Genomic DNA, 15,721 nt, shown 5'->3' with positions numbered 1-15,721 from the left:
TTCAACAACCTGCTGGACCACGCGATCGGCGGCGAAAACTCCAACATCGACTTTGCCAAACACGCCGAGGCGATGGGCGCGACGGCGGGCAATGTCTCCTCCATCGCGGACCTCGAAAAGATGCACGACAAGTGGGGCGACCGGGTCCGCCACGTGCACTTCAAGGACGTCCGCCAGCCAGCGCTCGGGGTGCACGCAAAGGACCGCAGCTTTCTCGGCGGCGTGGCGTCAGGCGTCTACTCGGTGCCGGGCGACCCGGAGGGCTGCATCGACTTCCAGACGGTGACCGACAAGCTGAAGGCGATGGATTACACCGGCTGGATCGTCGTCGAGGCCGAGCAGGACCCGGCAAAGGCGCCTCCGTTCGAATACTCGAAGCTCGGCTATGACCGTATCGTCGATAATTGCACATGCTCCGGTTTGACCATCGAGCGTTGGCAGGTGCTGGACATTGGCGGGGCCTCGACGCCGGGTCAGAAATTTGGTCACTCCTGAGGATCAACGGCAGAGACAGGCATATGCGGGATGGGCAAGACGTGCGGATCACTGATCAACTACGTCGATCTTGAAGGTCGCAGCCCGCCCCGGCATCGTCGATTTCGGCCGGGCTTTGGCCGTACCGGAACGGCTGGTCCGGGCGAGCCTGTTGCCTTTCCCGCTTTCGGTCAGGTCGGTGCGAAAGCCGGTGGCGGGGGAGACGCCGCATCGTACGCGCATGTCTTTGAATTTCGGGTCTCGTTTGGTTCAATCTCCGCTTGCGGCGAAACAGTTCAACTGCCGCTGCTGCCGCTCTTTGCGAAACGCCCTGCAGTGCCTGGCGAGTTGCGACGCCGACAATGGTAACCAGTTCCGCGATCGCGTAAATCTTGATCACATAAGATCCGATAATGGGAATATAATCATTAATCAGGTCCGATAAATGGTCCTGTCTTTGGTGGCTGTGCCTCATGCCCTAAACGATTGTCGAAGACATTGAAGATGGGATGAAGCGATGGCCTGGCGCATCGGCATCGACTCGGGCGGCACGTTCACGGATGTTTGCCTCGTCGACGAAGACAGGAGCGAAGTGCAGATCTGGAAAGTCAGGTCGACGCCGGACGATCCCTCGCGCGGGATCGTGCAGGCTTTTGCTGAAGGTCTGTCGCGCGCCGGGGTTTCTGCGCAGGATGTCGCCTTTTTCGGACATGGCACGACAGTTGCGACCAACGCCTTGATCCAGCATCGTGGAGTCAAGACGGGGCTGATCACCACCGCGGGCTTTCGTGACCTCTTGGCCATCGCTCGGCAAAAGCGCCCGCACCTTTACGACATGAGCGCCGACAAGCCGCAGGAACTGGTCACGCGCGACCTGCGGCTGGGTGTCAGCGAGCGTCTGCGTGGAGATGGCAGCGTAGAGGCGCCGCTGGACGAAGAGGAACTGCGCACAGCTGTCCGGCACCTCCGCGCCGAGGGGGTTGAGGCGATCGCGGTCAGCTTTCTCTACGCCTTCCTCTCTGACAGGCATGAAAGGCGCGCTGCAGAAATCATCGCAGAGGAGTTCCCCCAAGCGTTCCTGAGCCTTTCGTCCGATGTCGCGCCCGAATTCCGCGAGTATGAACGTTTGTCCACCACTGTTGTGAACGCCTATCTCGGCCCGGTGATGCGGGGCTATGTTTCGGCGCTCAAGTCAAAGCTGCACGACGCGGGCTTGTCAGTGGCGCCAAACCTGACGCAGTCGAACGGCGGTGTGGCGGGATTTGATCACGCGGCGCGCGTGCCGGTGCGTACGCTGCTTTCGGGCCCGTCGACCGGGGTTGTCGCGGCGCAGAGGATCGGCCAGGTCACCGGCATCGACAACCTGATCACGTTCGACATGGGCGGAACCAGCTCGGACGTCGCATTGCTGACTGGCGGCAATTGTCGCCTCGTGGCGGAGGCGGATGTCCACAGGTACCCACTCAAGACCCCGATGCTGGATATTCACACAGTGGGCGCGGGCGGCGGTTCTATCGCCCGTGTCGACAGCGGCGGTTTGCTGAAGGTCGGTCCGCGCAGCGCCGGGGCCCACCCGGGCCCGGCCTGCTATGGCCTGGGTACCGAGGACCCGACAGTGACCGATGCCAATGTGGTTCTGCAGACCCAGAACCCCAAGGCTCTGCTGAACGGGCAGATGCCCATCGACCGTGACCTGTCGCTGGCGGCGATGCAACGGCTCGCCGACCGGCTGGACCTGGGCGTGATGGAAACCGCGGACGGTATCCTGGACATCGTGACCGCGAATACCGCCAAGGCGATCCGCCTGATCTCTGTCCAGCGCGGGCATGATCCGCGCGACTATGCGCTGATGGCCTTTGGTGGCGCCGGGCCGGTGCACGCCGCGCGGCTGGCGGCGGAACTGGGCATGGACCGCATCCTGATCCCGCGCACGCCGGGCGTTCTCTGCGCACTGGGCCTGTTGCTGACGGACCTGCGGACGGACTATGCCGCGACGCAGATCCGGCTGCTGGACGAGGCGCGGCCCGCGCATCTGGCCGAGGTCTTCGAGGGCTTGGCGGATCAGGCGCGGGATTGGTTTGCCCGCGAAGGCATCGCGCCCGAGGCGCAGCGGCTGAGCCTGCACGTCGATATGCGCTATGCTGGCCAGAACTACGAGATTGCCGTTGATCTGCCCGAGGGGCCGATCGACGAAGACAGCCTTGCCGCGTTGCGCGAGGGGTTTCTGGCCCGGCACGAACAGCTTTACGGTTTCGTGGCCGAGGGCGACGCGATCCAGATGGTGACCTATCGGCTGCAGGCCACCGGTCTCGTGTCCAAAGCGCAGATGCCAGCATATCCGGACGCGGGGCCGGATGCCTCCGCCGCGCAGACCGGCCAACGCCCGGTCTGGATGCGCGAAGCGGGCGGTTTCGCCGAGACTCCCATCTATGATCGTACCCTCTTGAGGCCGGGGAATCTGATCGAAGGGCCTGCGATCATTGACCAGCTGGATACCACCACTGTCGTCCCGCCGGGAATGACGGCGCGCGTCGACCCCTACCTGACCCTGATCCTGGAGCGCAGCACATGACCCGGACGCTGAACCCCGTGACCGTCGAGGTGATCGGCAGCGCCTTTTCCTCTGCGGTGGACGAGATGGGCGAGGCGCTGGTGCGCGCCAGTCATTCCACCAACATCAAGGAACGGCGCGATTGTTCAACCGCGCTTTGCACGGCAAAGGGCGAAATCCTCTGCCAGGCCGAACATATCCCGATGCACCTTGGCAGCTTCCTGCAATTCGTGCCGCGCCTGCTGGAGGCCTATCCGGCAGAGGACCTGCGCCCAGGCGATGTGTTTATCGGCAACGATCCCTACGCGGGGGGCGGCACGCATCTGCCGGACATCGTCATGGCAGAGCCGATCTTCGTCGAGGGCGCGTTGTTCGGCTGGGCCATCAATACCGCGCATCATTCGGATTTCGCCGACCGGGGCCACGCCCATGTCTACCAGGAGGGATTGCGCATTCCGCCGACCCGCCTGCAACGCGACGGCGTGCGCCAGGCAGAGGTCATGCGTCTTTTCCTGCTGAATTGCCAGGTGCCGGACGAACGCCTGTCCGACCTGCGCGCGCAGATGGCGGCGAACCGGCTGGGCGTGTTGCGGATGCAGGAACTCTGCGCCCGTTTCGGCGTCGAGACGGTGGAGGCGGCGGGTGTCGCGCTGATGGCCTATGCCGAACGCAAGATGCGCGCCGGGATCGCGGCGCTTCCGGATGGCACATGGACCTTCTCGGACATATTCGAGACCGAGAGCCAGGCCGAACACTTGACGCTGTCAGTCACGCTGACGATCCGTGGCGAGCAGATGGCGCTGACCTTTGACAGCCCGCCGCAGGTGCGGGCGGGTCTGAACGTGATCTACACCGCGCTGCAGGCGACGGTCTATTACGCGGTGAAGTCGGTGGTCGATCCGACGATCCTGCCCAATGCGGGGCTTGCGCGGCCCCTGAGCATCACGGCGCAGCCCGGCACGCTGCTGAACTGCGTGCACCCGGCGGCGGTGGACGGACGTATCTCTGCCTGTCAGCGGGTGGTCGACCTGATCCACGGCGCGCTGGCGCAGGTGGTCCCGGACCGCGTCAGCGCGGCGGCCTGCGGTTCGGTCCATGTAGCCAGTTTCAGCGGTACGCGCCCCGATGGTGGACTTTGGGTCTACCTCGAAACCATCGCCGGCGGCTCTGGCGCACGGCCCGACAAGGACGGTCTGGATGCGGTGCAAGTGCATATGACCAATACCTCCAACCTGCCGCTGGAGGCGCTTGAGGCGGAGTACCCGATCACCTTGATGGCCTATGAATTTGCCGAGGACAGCGGCGGTGATGGCACCTGGCTGGGCGGTATGGGTGTAAGGCGGGTCTATCGCGCCGATGCCGATTGCCGGGTGCAGATCATGGGCGCGCGGCTGACGTCGCGCGCCTGGGGGCTGGCCGGTGGCGTACCGGGGGCCAGCGGCGCCTTCCGCATCAATGGCGATCCGCAGGCCATCGGCCTTTCGGGCAGCGCCGACCTGGCGGCGGGCGATATCTTCGAGGTCATCACGCCCGGCGGCGGGGGCCACGGCGATCCGGCAGGGCGCTCTGCCGTGTTGCGGGACGCGGATGCGCGGGCAGGGCGCAAGGCGGCCCGCGCATGAGTTCGCCGCGCACCTCTTCGAACGCGGCCCGCGCCGCGCGTATCCTGGCCGTTCTGGGTGAAGCCGGGGCCGAAGGTCTTTCGCTGACCGCCCTGGCAGAGGCGTTGGGCGATCCCCGCGCATCGGTCCATCGCGCGGTAGCGGCGCTGGCCGACCACGGGTTCGTCATGCAGATCGGGCGGCGCGGGAATTACCACGTCGGTCCCGCGATCCATGCCATAGCACTCAAGGAGGCCGCGGTGGGCGACATGACCGCCACGCTGCGTCCTTTGCTGATCAACGTGGCGGCGGAAACGGGCCTGCCGACCTTTCTGATGGCGCGGGCGGGGTTCGATTCCGTTTGCCTGGATTGGCAAAGCGGTTTCGCCCAGGTGCCCGCGATGTTCGACGGCATCGGCGGGCGGCTGCCTCTTGGTGTGGGCGTCGGCGGGCTGGTCGTGCTGGGCGAGATGGACGCCCCGGGCCGCGAGCAGGTGCTGCGCATCAACGCGCCGCGCTATGCCGACTGGGGTCTGGGCGAGACCGGGGTCCGGGATGAACTGTCGCGCTATCTCGAACAGGGCTGGCTGCTGGTGTCCCGACGTTCCGGCAAGGTCGATGTCTGCAGCCTGGCGATGCCGGTGCGGGACAACGTCGGGCGGGGCGGCGTCGAGCTGGCGGTCTCGGTGCTGGCGCCGGGGCGCGACATGGAGGCAGAGCTGAAACAGCGCGTCCGCGACAGCCTGTCCCGTCACCTGTCGGCGATGGAACTGTGATCATGAATTGCCCGGGCTTCGGAACCCCAGTCCGCTCAAGCCTGGCGTTCACGTTCCGCAAGGGCACGAGACACCCGTTCCGACCCGTCGTCGATGGCACGGCAGATCGCCGCTCCGGCGGCCTCGGGGTCGCCGGAGCGCAGCGCCTTTATCAGCGCCTCGTAATTGGCGTGCTCTGTCCGGCTCGCCCCGGGATCAGGAAAGAGATAGTTGAACCCCGGGCCGGCGCGCAGCCAAAGCGTTTCGATCGTCTGCAGCAGGATCGGCATTTCGGCGGCGGCGTAAAGGCTGAACCGCAGCTCCTTGTTCTCCTTCAGCGCCTCATGCGGGTCGCGGGTGTGCTTCGCCTCAATGTAGGCCTGCACGCGCTGTTCCAGGGCGTCGATCTGTGCGGGGGTCATCTTTTGCGCCGCGGTCTCGGCGGCGAGGGATTCCACGCGTTTGCGGATCGCCCCCAGCTCGGCGTAGCTGGCCACGGTCATGACGGGGACGCGAAACGAACTGGCCGGTTCCGCCGTCAGCACGCCCGAGGCCGCAAAACGCACCAGAGCTTCGCGCACCGGCGTGATGCTCATCCCCAGCGAGGTCGCCAGGTCCTTTGTCACCAGCCGCGTGCCCGGCTCCATCCGGCCTTCGATCAACGCGTCGCGCAGCTGGCTTTCGACATGGGCGGTCAGGCTCTTGCGGGGCGGGGCGCTGAATCCGGTCTGCATAAAAAACGATCTCCTGCATGTGGTCCGACTGCACGCGGGGCGACGCCCGGCTTGTGGAGTAATGATATATGATATATTATATTATGGATCGCTGCGAAAGATCCAAACACGAGGCCAAGACAGGCGGCCCGCTTTCCCATCCAACTTGCGACTGCATCCAATAGGAGGTCTCACGACATGAAGAATATTTCTGCATTTGCCCTCGGTCTTGCCTTGGCCTTTCCGGCCACGGCGACATTCGCACAGGACGACACGCTCGTCATTGGGCGATCTGCCTCGACCAACGCGCTTGACCCCGGTTTCCTGCGCGAGGCGGCGACCATCGTCGACAATATCTTTGACACGATGGTCATGCGCGACGAGGACATGAAGCTGGTTCCGGGCCTGGCGACCGGCTGGACCGCCGTCGACGACACCACCTGGGAATTCACGCTGCGCGAAGGCGTGACTTTTCACAACGGCGAACCCTTTGACGCCGAGGCGGTGAAATTCAGCCTCGACCGCGTGCTGAACCCGGACAACAAGGCGCCGACCATCTCCTATATCCGCACGATTTCCTCGGTCGAGGTGGTGGACCCGATGACCGTGCGCATCGTCACGGCCAAGCCCGATCCGCTGTTGCCGACACGGATGAGCCGTTACCCTGCCTACATCGTGCCGCCGAAATACATCGCCGAACATGGGCGCGAGCATTTCGCCAACAATCCCGTCGGCACCGGCGCCTATACCTTCGTGGATTTCGTGCCCGACGAGCGGGTGACGCTGGAGGCCAACCCCGACTACTGGCGCGGCCAGCCCGACATCAAGACGGTGATCTGGCGCCCGATCCCCGATGCGACGGCGCGGATCACCTCGCTGATCACTGGCGAGGTGGGGCTGATCGAGGACGTGCCGGTCGACCTGGTGCCGCTGTTGCAGCAAACGCCTGACGCCGACCTTGTGCAGGTCGAGAACGGTGGCCTGACCATCTACCTGGGCCTGCGCATGGACAAGGCGCCGCTGGACAACGTCAAGGTCCGCCAGGCCCTGAACCATGCCATCGATCGCGTCTCGATCACCGAGAACCTGCTGGGTGGTCTTGCCACGCCGAAGGGTACACAGGTCGGTGCCGCCGATTTCGGTTATCTCGACGTGCCGGTCCCGGAATTCGACCCGGAACTTTCGAAGCAACTGCTGGCCGAGGCCGGCTTTGAAGACGGGTTCGAGATCACTTTGCAATCGTCCTTCCGCTACATGAAGAACGCCGAGGTGGCCCAGACCATCGCGCAGGGCTTCGAGGACATCGGCCTGGATGTGAACCAGGAAACGATGGAATGGTCGGTCTACACCCAGACCGTGCCTTTCGAGGGACCGATCTACATGCTGGGTTGGGGATCCACCCAGACGCTTGACGCGGACGCGGCCATCTATGCGATCATGAAATCGGGTGAGCCCTATTCGGGTGCCCGGATCGACGCCCTTGATGCGCTGCTGGACCAGAGCCGGTCGACCGTCGATCCAGAGGCGCGCGCGGCAATCCTGCAGGAGATCCAGGAAGTCGCCGCCGAGCAGGTGCCGCTGGTGACACTCTACCAGGAAGACAAGCTGATGGGCAAAGCCCCGAACGTGAATTTCGACGGCCGGGCCGACGCTCGTATCCCCGTATTCTCGATCACGATGGACTGACCTCTTGACCGGAAGTTTGCGCATCAAGGGAAACGAGGACGCCGCCCTGGCGGTCGTCCTCCTCGTGGCCGCAGTGGCCTTTTGCATCCTGGTCCCGCTGGCCTGGCCGCTGGACCCGCTGCGCGGTGACATCTCCGCGACGTTCAAACCTCCGATGACAGTGGTGGGTGACTCGCTTCATCCGCTGGGAACCGATCAGCTCGGGCGGGATCTTCTCGCCCGGCTGGGATTGGGGACGCTGGTGTCCTTCGGGATCGTGCTGATCGCGGCACTGATCTCTGTCGTGCTGGGTACCGCCCTGGGCATGATCGCGGGGTATTACGGCGGCTGGGTCGATGCGCTGATCATGCGCCTTGTGGACATCCAGCTGGCGGTGCCCTTTATCCTCCTGATCCTCTTGCTGGTCTCGGTGCTGGGGCCTTCGATGACGAACCTCGTGATCGTTCTGGGCCTGACGGGCTGGGCGATCTTCGCCCGGGTCGCCCGGGGGCGCACGCTGGAGGTGCGGGAACTGGAATACATCGACGCCTCGCGCGCGATGGGGCTGTCGGACATGACGATCATCTTTCGCCATGTCCTGCCCAATATCATCGGGCCGCAGACCGTGCTGCTGACGCTGGATCTGCCGCGCCTGATCATCCTCGAGGCCTCTGTCGGCTTTCTCGGGCTTGGGGTGCAGCCACCGATGCCGACGCTGGGCAACCTGATCGGTGAGGGCCGGTCCGTCATCCTGATCGCGAACTGGCTGGTGCTCTATCCCGGCCTGATGATCGGCGCGCTGGTCATCGGTTGCAACCTGCTTGGCGACTGGCTTGTCCGCCGGGCCGAAAGCAAGGTGTCCTGATGAAAGGCCTGCGCTTCCTGCTGTCCCGCGCCGCTCAGGGGCTGATCGTGATGTTCGGCGTCTCGGCGCTGGTGTTCTTTGCACTGTTCCTGACCGGCGATCCGGCGGTGCTGATGATGGCGCCGGACTCAACCGCCGCGGAAATCGACGCCTTCCGCGAAGCGATGGGCTTCGACGATCCGATCATTGTCCAGTATGGGCGGTTCCTGGTCGATGCGCTGCAGGGAGACCTGGGGTCATCCCTGCGCTACAGCCGCCCGGCGATGGACCTGCTGACCGAACGGCTGGGCGCAACCGCGCTCTTGGCGCTTTCGGCCCTGCTCTGGTCCTCGTTGCTGGGTTTCTTGCTGGGCGCCATCGCCGCCGTGCGCAAGAACAGCCCGATCGATTTTGCCATTCGCGTCATTTCCCTGCTGGGGCAGGCGGTGCCGGTGTTCTGGCTGGCGCTGATGCTGATCATCCTGTTTTCGCTGAATCTGCGCTGGCTGCCGTCCAGCGGCTATGGCAGCCTCAGCCACCTGGTCATGCCTTCGGTGGCGTTGGGCGCCTACTACCTCTCGGCAATCACGCGGCTGGTACGGTCCAGCCTGATCGAGACGCTGGGCGAAAACTATGTCCGCACCGCGCGCGCCAAGGGGTTGACCGAATGGCGCATCGTCGTGCGCCACGCGCTGCGCAACGCGATGATCCCGGTTGTCACCCTGCAGGGCATGTACCTGGCCTCGCTCATGGGGGGCGCTCTGGTGACGGAAATCATCTTTGCCTGGCCGGGCATCGGGCGGCTGGCGGTCGAGGCGATCCAGAACCGCGATTTCCCGGTCGTGCAGGCGGTGGTCCTGTTCGCAGCACTGGTCTTTGTCGTGGCGAATTTCCTGGTCGACGTGGCCTACACCTGGCTGAACCCGAGGATCCGCCTGTGAGGACGGCGCCCGCCCCTCTGCTGGACGAGGCGCTGGACCTGACGGCGCGTTGGTGTGCGATCCCCTCGCACGCCGGTGACCCGGCGGCGCAGACACGCCAGGTGACCGCCCTGCTGGACTGGCTGACCGGCGACCTGGGGGCGACCATCATCGCGCCGATCGAAGAGCCAGAGGGCGCCCCGGTGATCCATGCGCGGCTTGATGTCGGCGCGAATGACAGCGTGATCCTCTACAACATGTATGACGTCATGCCCGCGGCGCCCGACGGGTGGCGCGTCGATCCCTGGACGGGCGGACGGACCCGGATGGAGGGGCTGGGCGAGGTCTTTGTCGCCCGCGGTGCCGAGAACAACAAGGGGCCGCTGGCCGGCATGCTTGTCGCCCTGCGCGACCTGCACCGCGCCGGTCGCCTGGACGTCAACGTCGAGATCCTTCTGGACGGCGAAGAAGAACAGGGCTCGCCCGCGATGCGGCGCTACCTCGCCGCGCCCGGGTATCCCTTGCCGTCCTGCGCGGGCGGACTGTTTCCCAGCCTTTGCGAATATGGCGGCGGGGCGCCGCGTCTGTTCCTGGGTTTTTCGGGGATCACCAAGGGCCGACTGCTGGTCGAGGGTGGGGAGTGGGGCGGCCCGCGCACCGCGATTCATTCCAGCAACGCGCCCTGGATCGCCAACCCTGCACGGGTGCTTGTCGACGCGCTGGCGGACTTCGGCGGTGCGGTGACGGGCGAACTGGATCAGGTCGCGCTGGATGAAGAGGCCTCTGGGTTGATCGCGCGGCTGGCGCAGGGGTTCGACCCGGAGTCCGAACTGGATTTTCGCACTGCCAGTCGCTTTGCCCGTGGCGGAGAGGCCGAGGCGTTGCTGCGCCATGTCCTGCGGACCGCCTCGCTCAATATCTCTTCGCTGGTCAGCGCCCCGGCGGGCGACACCGCCGTGATCCCGCACCGGGCCGAGGCCCTGTTCGACCTGCGCACCCCGCCGGGGCTGGAGGCCGACCGTTTCCTGGCGGCGCAGCGCGCCCGGCTGGACAGCAGCGCCGTGACGCTGGAGGTAGGAGAGAGTGCACCGGGCGTGCGGTTCGGCGCCGACAGTCGGGGTGCGCAGGCCCTGATCGCGGCCTATGAACAGACCTCGCAGGCGCCGCAGGTTTGGCCCTGGGCCCTGGGCTCTGCCCCCGGGCACGCCTTTGCCCGCCATGCCGAGAACTTTCTGATCGGTGGCGCAGGACGGGGCGGGAATGCCCATGCGGTTGACGAGTTCCTGCAGATCGAAGGGTTCGGGCGGTTCATCGCCTCGGTCCAGGCCTGGCTGACCCACATGGGGCAGGGCGTATGACCAGCCGCTACCTCAACCGCCGTGACCTCGTCGCCGCCGGGGCGCTTGACTGGGACGCGGCCCTTGCCGATGTGCATGACGCCTTGGCCCTGTTGCGTGCCGGAAAGGCCGAGATGGCCGCCGAGAACGTCCTGCCGTTGGGGGCTGATCCCCGCGCCAAGGGATATGGTCTGCCTGCCCGGGTCGGCGGGCGCTTTGCCGCTGCCGGGCTGAAATGGACCATCCACCGGCCCGAGGCGCCGCAGGGGGGCGAGGCGATCACCTCGCGAACCATCCTCGACGATCTGGACACGGGCCTGCCGATGGGTGTCGTGGACAGCGCCATGCTGACCCGCGTGCGGACCGCGGCTCTGTCCGGGGCGGTGGTGCGAGCGCTGAAACCCCGCGTCCGGCGTGTCGCGATCCTTGGCGCCGGGGCACAGGCCGAAATGCACCTGCGGATGGCACAGGCCGTGCTTCCCGACCTGGCAGAGGTGCATCACTGGACGCGGTCGGGACGCGCATTGCAGGTGCCCGAAGGCGTCCTGGTCCGTTCTCACAAGACCGCCGCGGCGGCCAGCCTGGCGGCGGAGGTGACATTTGCCTGTACCTCGGCGCCCGAACCGATCCTGGGGCCGGAGGTGATGACCAGGGGCGCGCTGGTCCTGCAGACCGGCTTTCACGAGGTCAGCTTTGACGCGATCGACCGCGCCGATGCCGTGACCTGCGATCTCTGGGGAGATTTCGCGCGCACCAGCGCCAAGAGCCTGTTCCAGATGCACCGCGCCGGGCGATTTCCGGCCAGTCGCGTCGCCGCCGACGCGCCTGCGATCCTGCTGGACGGCTGGCGACCGGACCCGGCGGCCTGCGTCTATTTCTCCAGCTTCGGGCTGAACATCTTCGACATCGCCCTTGCCGCGCGGCTGATGCGCCGGGCCACCGACCTGGGGTTGGGGCAGATCCTAACCGACTGATTTCCGAAAGGACCGACATGCCTGTGACCATTTCCGCAAGCGAGCTTGCCGCCCGGCTGGATGAACCGGGGCTTGTCCTGGTTGATACACGCACCCGCGAGGCCTGGGAGCAGGAGACCCTGCCGGGCGCGATCTTTCTGAACGTCTACGACTATTTCGTGCCGGAAAGCACCGATGTGGGCTATGCCGGCATGGCGGCGGGCGCCGCCGAGGCCTTTCGCCGGGCCGGACTGGACAAGGCCCGGACCGTGGTCTGGTTCGAGGAGGAAACGGGCATGCGCTCGCCACGTGGGCTGTGGTTTCAGGAGCTCCTCGGGCGTGACCGTGGCGTGATTTTGGATGGCGGGCTGCGGGCCTGGCGCGAGATCGGCGGGGCGACGGCGCCGGGGCAGGGGGGGGCCGAGGCGATCACTCATGTAGACGGTCCTGCGCCAGAGGGCTGGCGTCCCGAGTTGGCCCTGACCCGTGACGCGCTGCTGACACCGGCGCCAGAGTTGCAGATTTTCGACGTGCGCCGTCCCAGCGAATTCGACGGCAGTTTCGCGCATGAATGCTGTGCGCGTGGCGGCCGCGTGCCCGGCGCGCTGTTCATGTTCTACGAGGACATGATCCGCGACGGGCGCTATCGCCCTTCTGACGAGATCCGCGCGGCGGCCATTGCTGCCGGGCTGGACCCGGCGCGGCCTGTCGTCACCTATTGCCATCGTGGCGCGCGGGCGGCGACAGCGCTCTACGGATTGCGCATGGCAGGGTTCGACAGGGTCGGGATCTTTGTCGGCTCCTGGCACGAATGGGCCGCCGATCCGGACTTGCCGATGGAAACGGGGCCCGCCGCCTGACCCGGGGCCGAGTGCGTCAGAGCCATGACTGGATCTCTACGCGCCCGCCCTTGCCGAAACGGTCGAGCCGGAACTCCCGCAGGTCGACACTGGGCCGTTGATCCGTGGCCAGTTCGGCCAGCACGCGCCCGGCACCGGGGCCGATACCGAAACCATGCCCGGAAAAGCCCGTCCCGACGACCAGACCCGGCACGCCGGCGACGGTCGAGATGACTGGGATCACGTCAGGTGTCACGTCGATCAGGCCGCCCCAGCGCTGCACCTCTTCGAGGTCCGCCAGCGCGGGAAAGCTCTCCGCAAGGCGCTGCTTGACCTGTCGCAGGGCGCGGCGGTCCGGCGTGGGATCCATGATGCGGTGGCGCGTCAGGCTGCGTTCCAGCGCAGTGCCGGACAGCAACCAGCCGGCCTCGCGCAGGGTGGCGGCGCCCAGCCGCAGCTTGAGGCCCGGCAGCATGCTGCGCAAGCCGGGCAGAAAGGCCCGCATGTGGCGGAAACTGTCCGGCACGATCTCGGCCACGGCTGTCGCGGAACTGGCCATCGTGACCCCGCCATCCGCACGGTGCCGCAGGGCAACGCCCCCCAGCGAAAGGCACGGGATGAAGGCGCTAGTCTGTGCCTCTGTCAGCGGGCCGGTGCGGAAGGCCGAGGACAGGACCTTGAGCTGGGGCAGCTCGACCCCCAGCCGTCGCAGCAGCGGCGCGGACCAGATGCCGCCCGCGACGACGACGCTTCGCGTTGCGATTTGCCCCCGTTCCGTACGCACCCCGCAGATGCCTGCATGGTCGGTTTCGATCTTCAGCGCGGCACAGTTCTGGTGGATGCTTGCCCCCTCCCGGACGGCCTCGCGCGCCAGCAGCGGCGCGGCGCTTTGCGGTTCGGCTCGCCCGTCACCGGGCAGATAAAGCGCGGACAGTCCGGTTCGGGCCAGCCCGGGGGCGATGGCCATGAGACTTTCGGGGTCCAGTATCCTGGCGGCGATGCCGTGCCCCGCGGCCTCTGTCACCCAGGCCTGGTGACGGGCCGCCTGTTCAGAGCAGCGGGCGACATAGGCAATGCCGCATTCGACATAGCCAAGATCGGGGCCGATCCTGTCCGACAGGGTCTGCCAGCGGCGGCGCGCCAGGCTCGACAGGGGAAGTTCGCGCAGGTCGCGCCCGGCCTGCCGGACCCAGCCCCAGTTGCGGCTGGATTGTTCCCCGGCGATGATCCCCTTTTCCAGCAGGCATGTGCCATGGCCGGCGCGGGCAAGGTCCAGTGCCGTTGCCACGCCGATGATCCCGCCGCCGATGACGACGACATCTGCCGTCGCAGGCAGATCGCCCGAACTGGCGACCGAAAGCGGGGCGGGGCCGCGATTGGGCAGTGTCATGTCAGAAACAATCCTCGACCCCCCAGTGGACGGGGATTTCGGCCACGCTGGCAGAGGCGGGCAATTCCAACACGGTGCGGGTGATGCGGGCAATGTCCTTGGGGCGGGTCTTGTCGCTGCCATCGGTGCCCGATGCGGCGCGGCCCATGTCCGTGGCCACGAAGCTGGGACAGATCGCGGTGGCCCGCACACGGCTGTCCTTGCCGGCTTGCCGCAGGGCATGGGTCAACCCGACAAGGGCGAATTTCGACATGGCATACAGGCCTGATCCCGGCGATTTCACGCGCTTGCCAGAGAGCGAGGCAATGGTGACGATCCGGCCGGGGCCCAGTTCGAGCAGGGGCCAGGCAAGTTGCGACAGGCGCATCGGGGATTTCACATTGACGCCGATCAGCCGGTCGAACTCGGCCTCGCTGGCCTCCAGCACCGAATGGGCACTGTGGATGCCGGCGTTCAGCACAAGCCCGTCCAGCCGGCCAAAACGCGCCTGCGTCGCGGCGGTCCAGGTTCTTTCGCTGTCCGGGTCGGTGGCGTCGTAGCGGCAGGTCAGAACGTGGTTCGAGGCGGGCAGGGGGCTGCTGGCCGGATCGCGCAGGCCCAGGCTCAAGGCCCATCCGGCGGATTGCATCTCGGCGGCGATGGCCGCGCCGATGCCCCGGCTGGCGCCGGAAATCATCACGACGGGGCGGCTCATGCCGGGATGCCCGCCGCCTGCTCGGCGATCTCGCCAGCCCATTCCTGGCCGGGCACCTGGACGCGATGCCCCGGCGAAACCTCGCGCCATTCGCGTTTTGGCGGCTGATAGTCCAGCGGGCGCACCGGGCTTTTCAGTTCGCGCACGTCCAGCCCGCGCCGCACGTCCCTGCGCGCCGGGTCTGGCACTGGCACGGCCGAGAGCAGGCGGCGGGTGTAGGGATGCTGCGGGGTCTCGAAGATCGCTGCGCGTGGGCCGATTTCTACGATCTCGCCAAGGTACATGACCGCGACGCGGTGGCTCATCCGTTCCACCACCGCCATGTCGTGACTGATGAAGAGGTAGGACAGGCCCATCTCTTCCTGCAGGTCCAGCATCAGGTTGATCACCTGCGCCTTGATCGAAACATCCAGCGCGGACACGGCCTCGTCCGCGACGATCAGGCTGGGCGTCATGCCCAGCGCGCGGGCGATACAAAGGCGCTGGCGTTGACCGCCTGAAAACTCGTTGGGATAGCGCCGCGCCATGTCGCCTTTCAGCCCGACCTTTTCCAGCAGGTCCGCCACGCGCGCGGGCGCCTCGGCACGCGAGACCAGTCCGTGGGTCAGCATCGGTTCGGCGATGGCATCCCCGATGCGGAACCGGGGATCGAGGCTGGCAAAAGGATCCTGAAAGATCATCTGCATCTTGCGCCGGTAGGGGCGTATGGCGCGGCGTGACAGGCCCAGAAGTTCGTCGCCTTCCAGCTTGACCGATCCGCCCTGCGCCGGGGTCAACCCCAGGATGGACCGCCCGGCGGAGGATTTTCCGCAGCCGGATTCACCCACCAGGGCCAGGGTCTCGCCGGGGTGAATGTCGAAATCGATGCCCTCGACCGCGTGGACGCGCCCCGCGCCCCGGCCCAGGAAGCCGCCGCCGGTGGCATAGCGCGTGGTCAGGCCGCGCACCTGCAACAGGGGGGCAATGCCGTCATCCACGCGCGCTT

15 protein-coding genes are annotated in these 15,721 nt (G+C 66.4%); 10 read left to right on the top strand and 5 right to left on the bottom strand.

The annotated features are described in order from the left end of the window. Positions 1-495, top strand: a 495-nt coding sequence (locus tag RBB42_RS26960) for a TIM barrel protein (RefSeq protein WP_305972434.1), incomplete at its 5' end; no start/stop codon positions are given. A 48-nt stretch (positions 496-543) separates the two neighbouring features. On the opposite strand, the gene RBB42_RS26955 is transcribed toward RBB42_RS26960, so the two are convergent. Then, entirely contained in the window at positions 544-717 is a 174-nt protein-coding gene (locus RBB42_RS26955) for a hypothetical protein (protein WP_306043460.1), read from the bottom strand. Positions 718-991: 274 nt separating this feature from the next. Between RBB42_RS26955 and RBB42_RS26950 the strand changes: the two genes are divergently transcribed. The 3 genes from RBB42_RS26950 to RBB42_RS26940 are packed head-to-tail and all read left to right on the top strand — an operon-like array spanning position 992 to position 5,402. Beyond that, a complete protein-coding gene (locus RBB42_RS26950; protein WP_305972435.1) occupies positions 992-3,046 on the top strand; it encodes a hydantoinase/oxoprolinase family protein in 2,055 nt (684 codons plus the stop codon). Next, the gene (locus RBB42_RS26945) at positions 3,043-4,647 is read left to right on the top strand and encodes a hydantoinase B/oxoprolinase family protein (RefSeq protein WP_305972436.1); all 1,605 of its coding nucleotides are present in this window, start codon (positions 3,043-3,045) and stop codon (positions 4,645-4,647) included. The genes RBB42_RS26950 and RBB42_RS26945 overlap by 4 nt, the downstream gene beginning before the upstream one ends. Continuing rightward, a complete protein-coding gene (locus tag RBB42_RS26940; RefSeq protein ID WP_305972437.1) occupies positions 4,644-5,402 on the top strand; it encodes a helix-turn-helix domain-containing protein in 759 nt (252 codons plus the stop codon). The genes RBB42_RS26945 and RBB42_RS26940 overlap by 4 nt, the downstream gene beginning before the upstream one ends. 35 nt (positions 5,403-5,437) lie before the next feature. Here the strand turns inward: RBB42_RS26940 and RBB42_RS26935 are convergent, their stop codons facing one another. After that, positions 5,438-6,115 carry a GntR family transcriptional regulator gene (locus RBB42_RS26935; protein ID WP_305972438.1) on the bottom strand — a complete coding sequence of 226 codons (678 nt, stop codon included), beginning with the start codon at positions 6,113-6,115 and terminating at the stop codon, positions 5,438-5,440. A gap of 177 nt (positions 6,116-6,292) precedes the next feature. On the opposite strand from RBB42_RS26935, the gene RBB42_RS26930 reads away from it, so the two are divergent. Genes RBB42_RS26930 through RBB42_RS26905 form a run of 6 tightly spaced genes read left to right on the top strand, consistent with a single transcriptional unit; the run spans position 6,293 to position 12,673 of the window. Then, positions 6,293-7,780 (top strand): ABC transporter substrate-binding protein, encoded by a 1,488-nt coding sequence (locus RBB42_RS26930; RefSeq protein ID WP_305972439.1) that lies wholly within the window; start codon positions 6,293-6,295, stop codon positions 7,778-7,780. Between the two features lie 4 nt (positions 7,781-7,784). Beyond that, on the top strand, positions 7,785-8,624 hold the full coding sequence (locus tag RBB42_RS26925) for an ABC transporter permease (protein ID WP_305972440.1): 840 nt from the start codon (positions 7,785-7,787) through the stop codon (positions 8,622-8,624). Beyond that, the gene (locus RBB42_RS26920) at positions 8,624-9,544 is read left to right on the top strand and encodes an ABC transporter permease (protein ID WP_305972441.1); all 921 of its coding nucleotides are present in this window, start codon (positions 8,624-8,626) and stop codon (positions 9,542-9,544) included. The genes RBB42_RS26925 and RBB42_RS26920 overlap by 1 nt, the downstream gene beginning before the upstream one ends. After that, positions 9,541-10,881, top strand: coding sequence for a M20/M25/M40 family metallo-hydrolase (locus RBB42_RS26915; RefSeq protein WP_305972442.1), 1,341 nt, complete (start codon positions 9,541-9,543; stop codon positions 10,879-10,881). The genes RBB42_RS26920 and RBB42_RS26915 overlap by 4 nt, the downstream gene beginning before the upstream one ends. Beyond that, positions 10,878-11,834 (top strand): hypothetical protein, encoded by a 957-nt coding sequence (locus RBB42_RS26910; RefSeq protein ID WP_305972443.1) that lies wholly within the window; start codon positions 10,878-10,880, stop codon positions 11,832-11,834. Before RBB42_RS26915 ends, RBB42_RS26910 begins: the two co-directional genes overlap by 4 nt. 17 nt (positions 11,835-11,851) lie before the next feature. After that, on the top strand, positions 11,852-12,673 hold the full coding sequence (locus RBB42_RS26905) for a sulfurtransferase (protein ID WP_305972444.1): 822 nt from the start codon (positions 11,852-11,854) through the stop codon (positions 12,671-12,673). A gap of 16 nt (positions 12,674-12,689) precedes the next feature. Here RBB42_RS26905 and RBB42_RS26900 read toward each other — a convergent pair whose 3' ends face one another. The 3 genes from RBB42_RS26900 to RBB42_RS26890 form a co-directional block, all read right to left on the bottom strand. Beyond that, on the bottom strand, positions 12,690-14,042 hold the full coding sequence (locus tag RBB42_RS26900; RefSeq protein WP_305972445.1) for an NAD(P)/FAD-dependent oxidoreductase: 1,353 nt from the start codon (positions 14,040-14,042) through the stop codon (positions 12,690-12,692). A 1-nt stretch (position 14,043) separates the two neighbouring features. Then, positions 14,044-14,736 carry an SDR family NAD(P)-dependent oxidoreductase gene (locus RBB42_RS26895; RefSeq protein WP_305972446.1) on the bottom strand — a complete coding sequence of 231 codons (693 nt, stop codon included), beginning with the start codon at positions 14,734-14,736 and terminating at the stop codon, positions 14,044-14,046. After that, a partial coding sequence (locus RBB42_RS26890; RefSeq protein ID WP_306043935.1) for an ABC transporter ATP-binding protein occupies positions 14,733-15,721 on the bottom strand: 989 nt, incomplete at its 5' end. The genes RBB42_RS26890 and RBB42_RS26895, both read right to left, overlap by 4 nt.

Origin of the sequence: Mameliella sp. MMSF_3455 (assembly GCF_030733205.1) — a bacterium.
Classification (GTDB): domain Bacteria; phylum Pseudomonadota; class Alphaproteobacteria; order Rhodobacterales; family Rhodobacteraceae; genus Antarctobacter.
The sequence above is the reverse complement of the archived record's forward strand: the minus strand, read 5'-3'. Positions and strand labels throughout refer to the sequence as shown.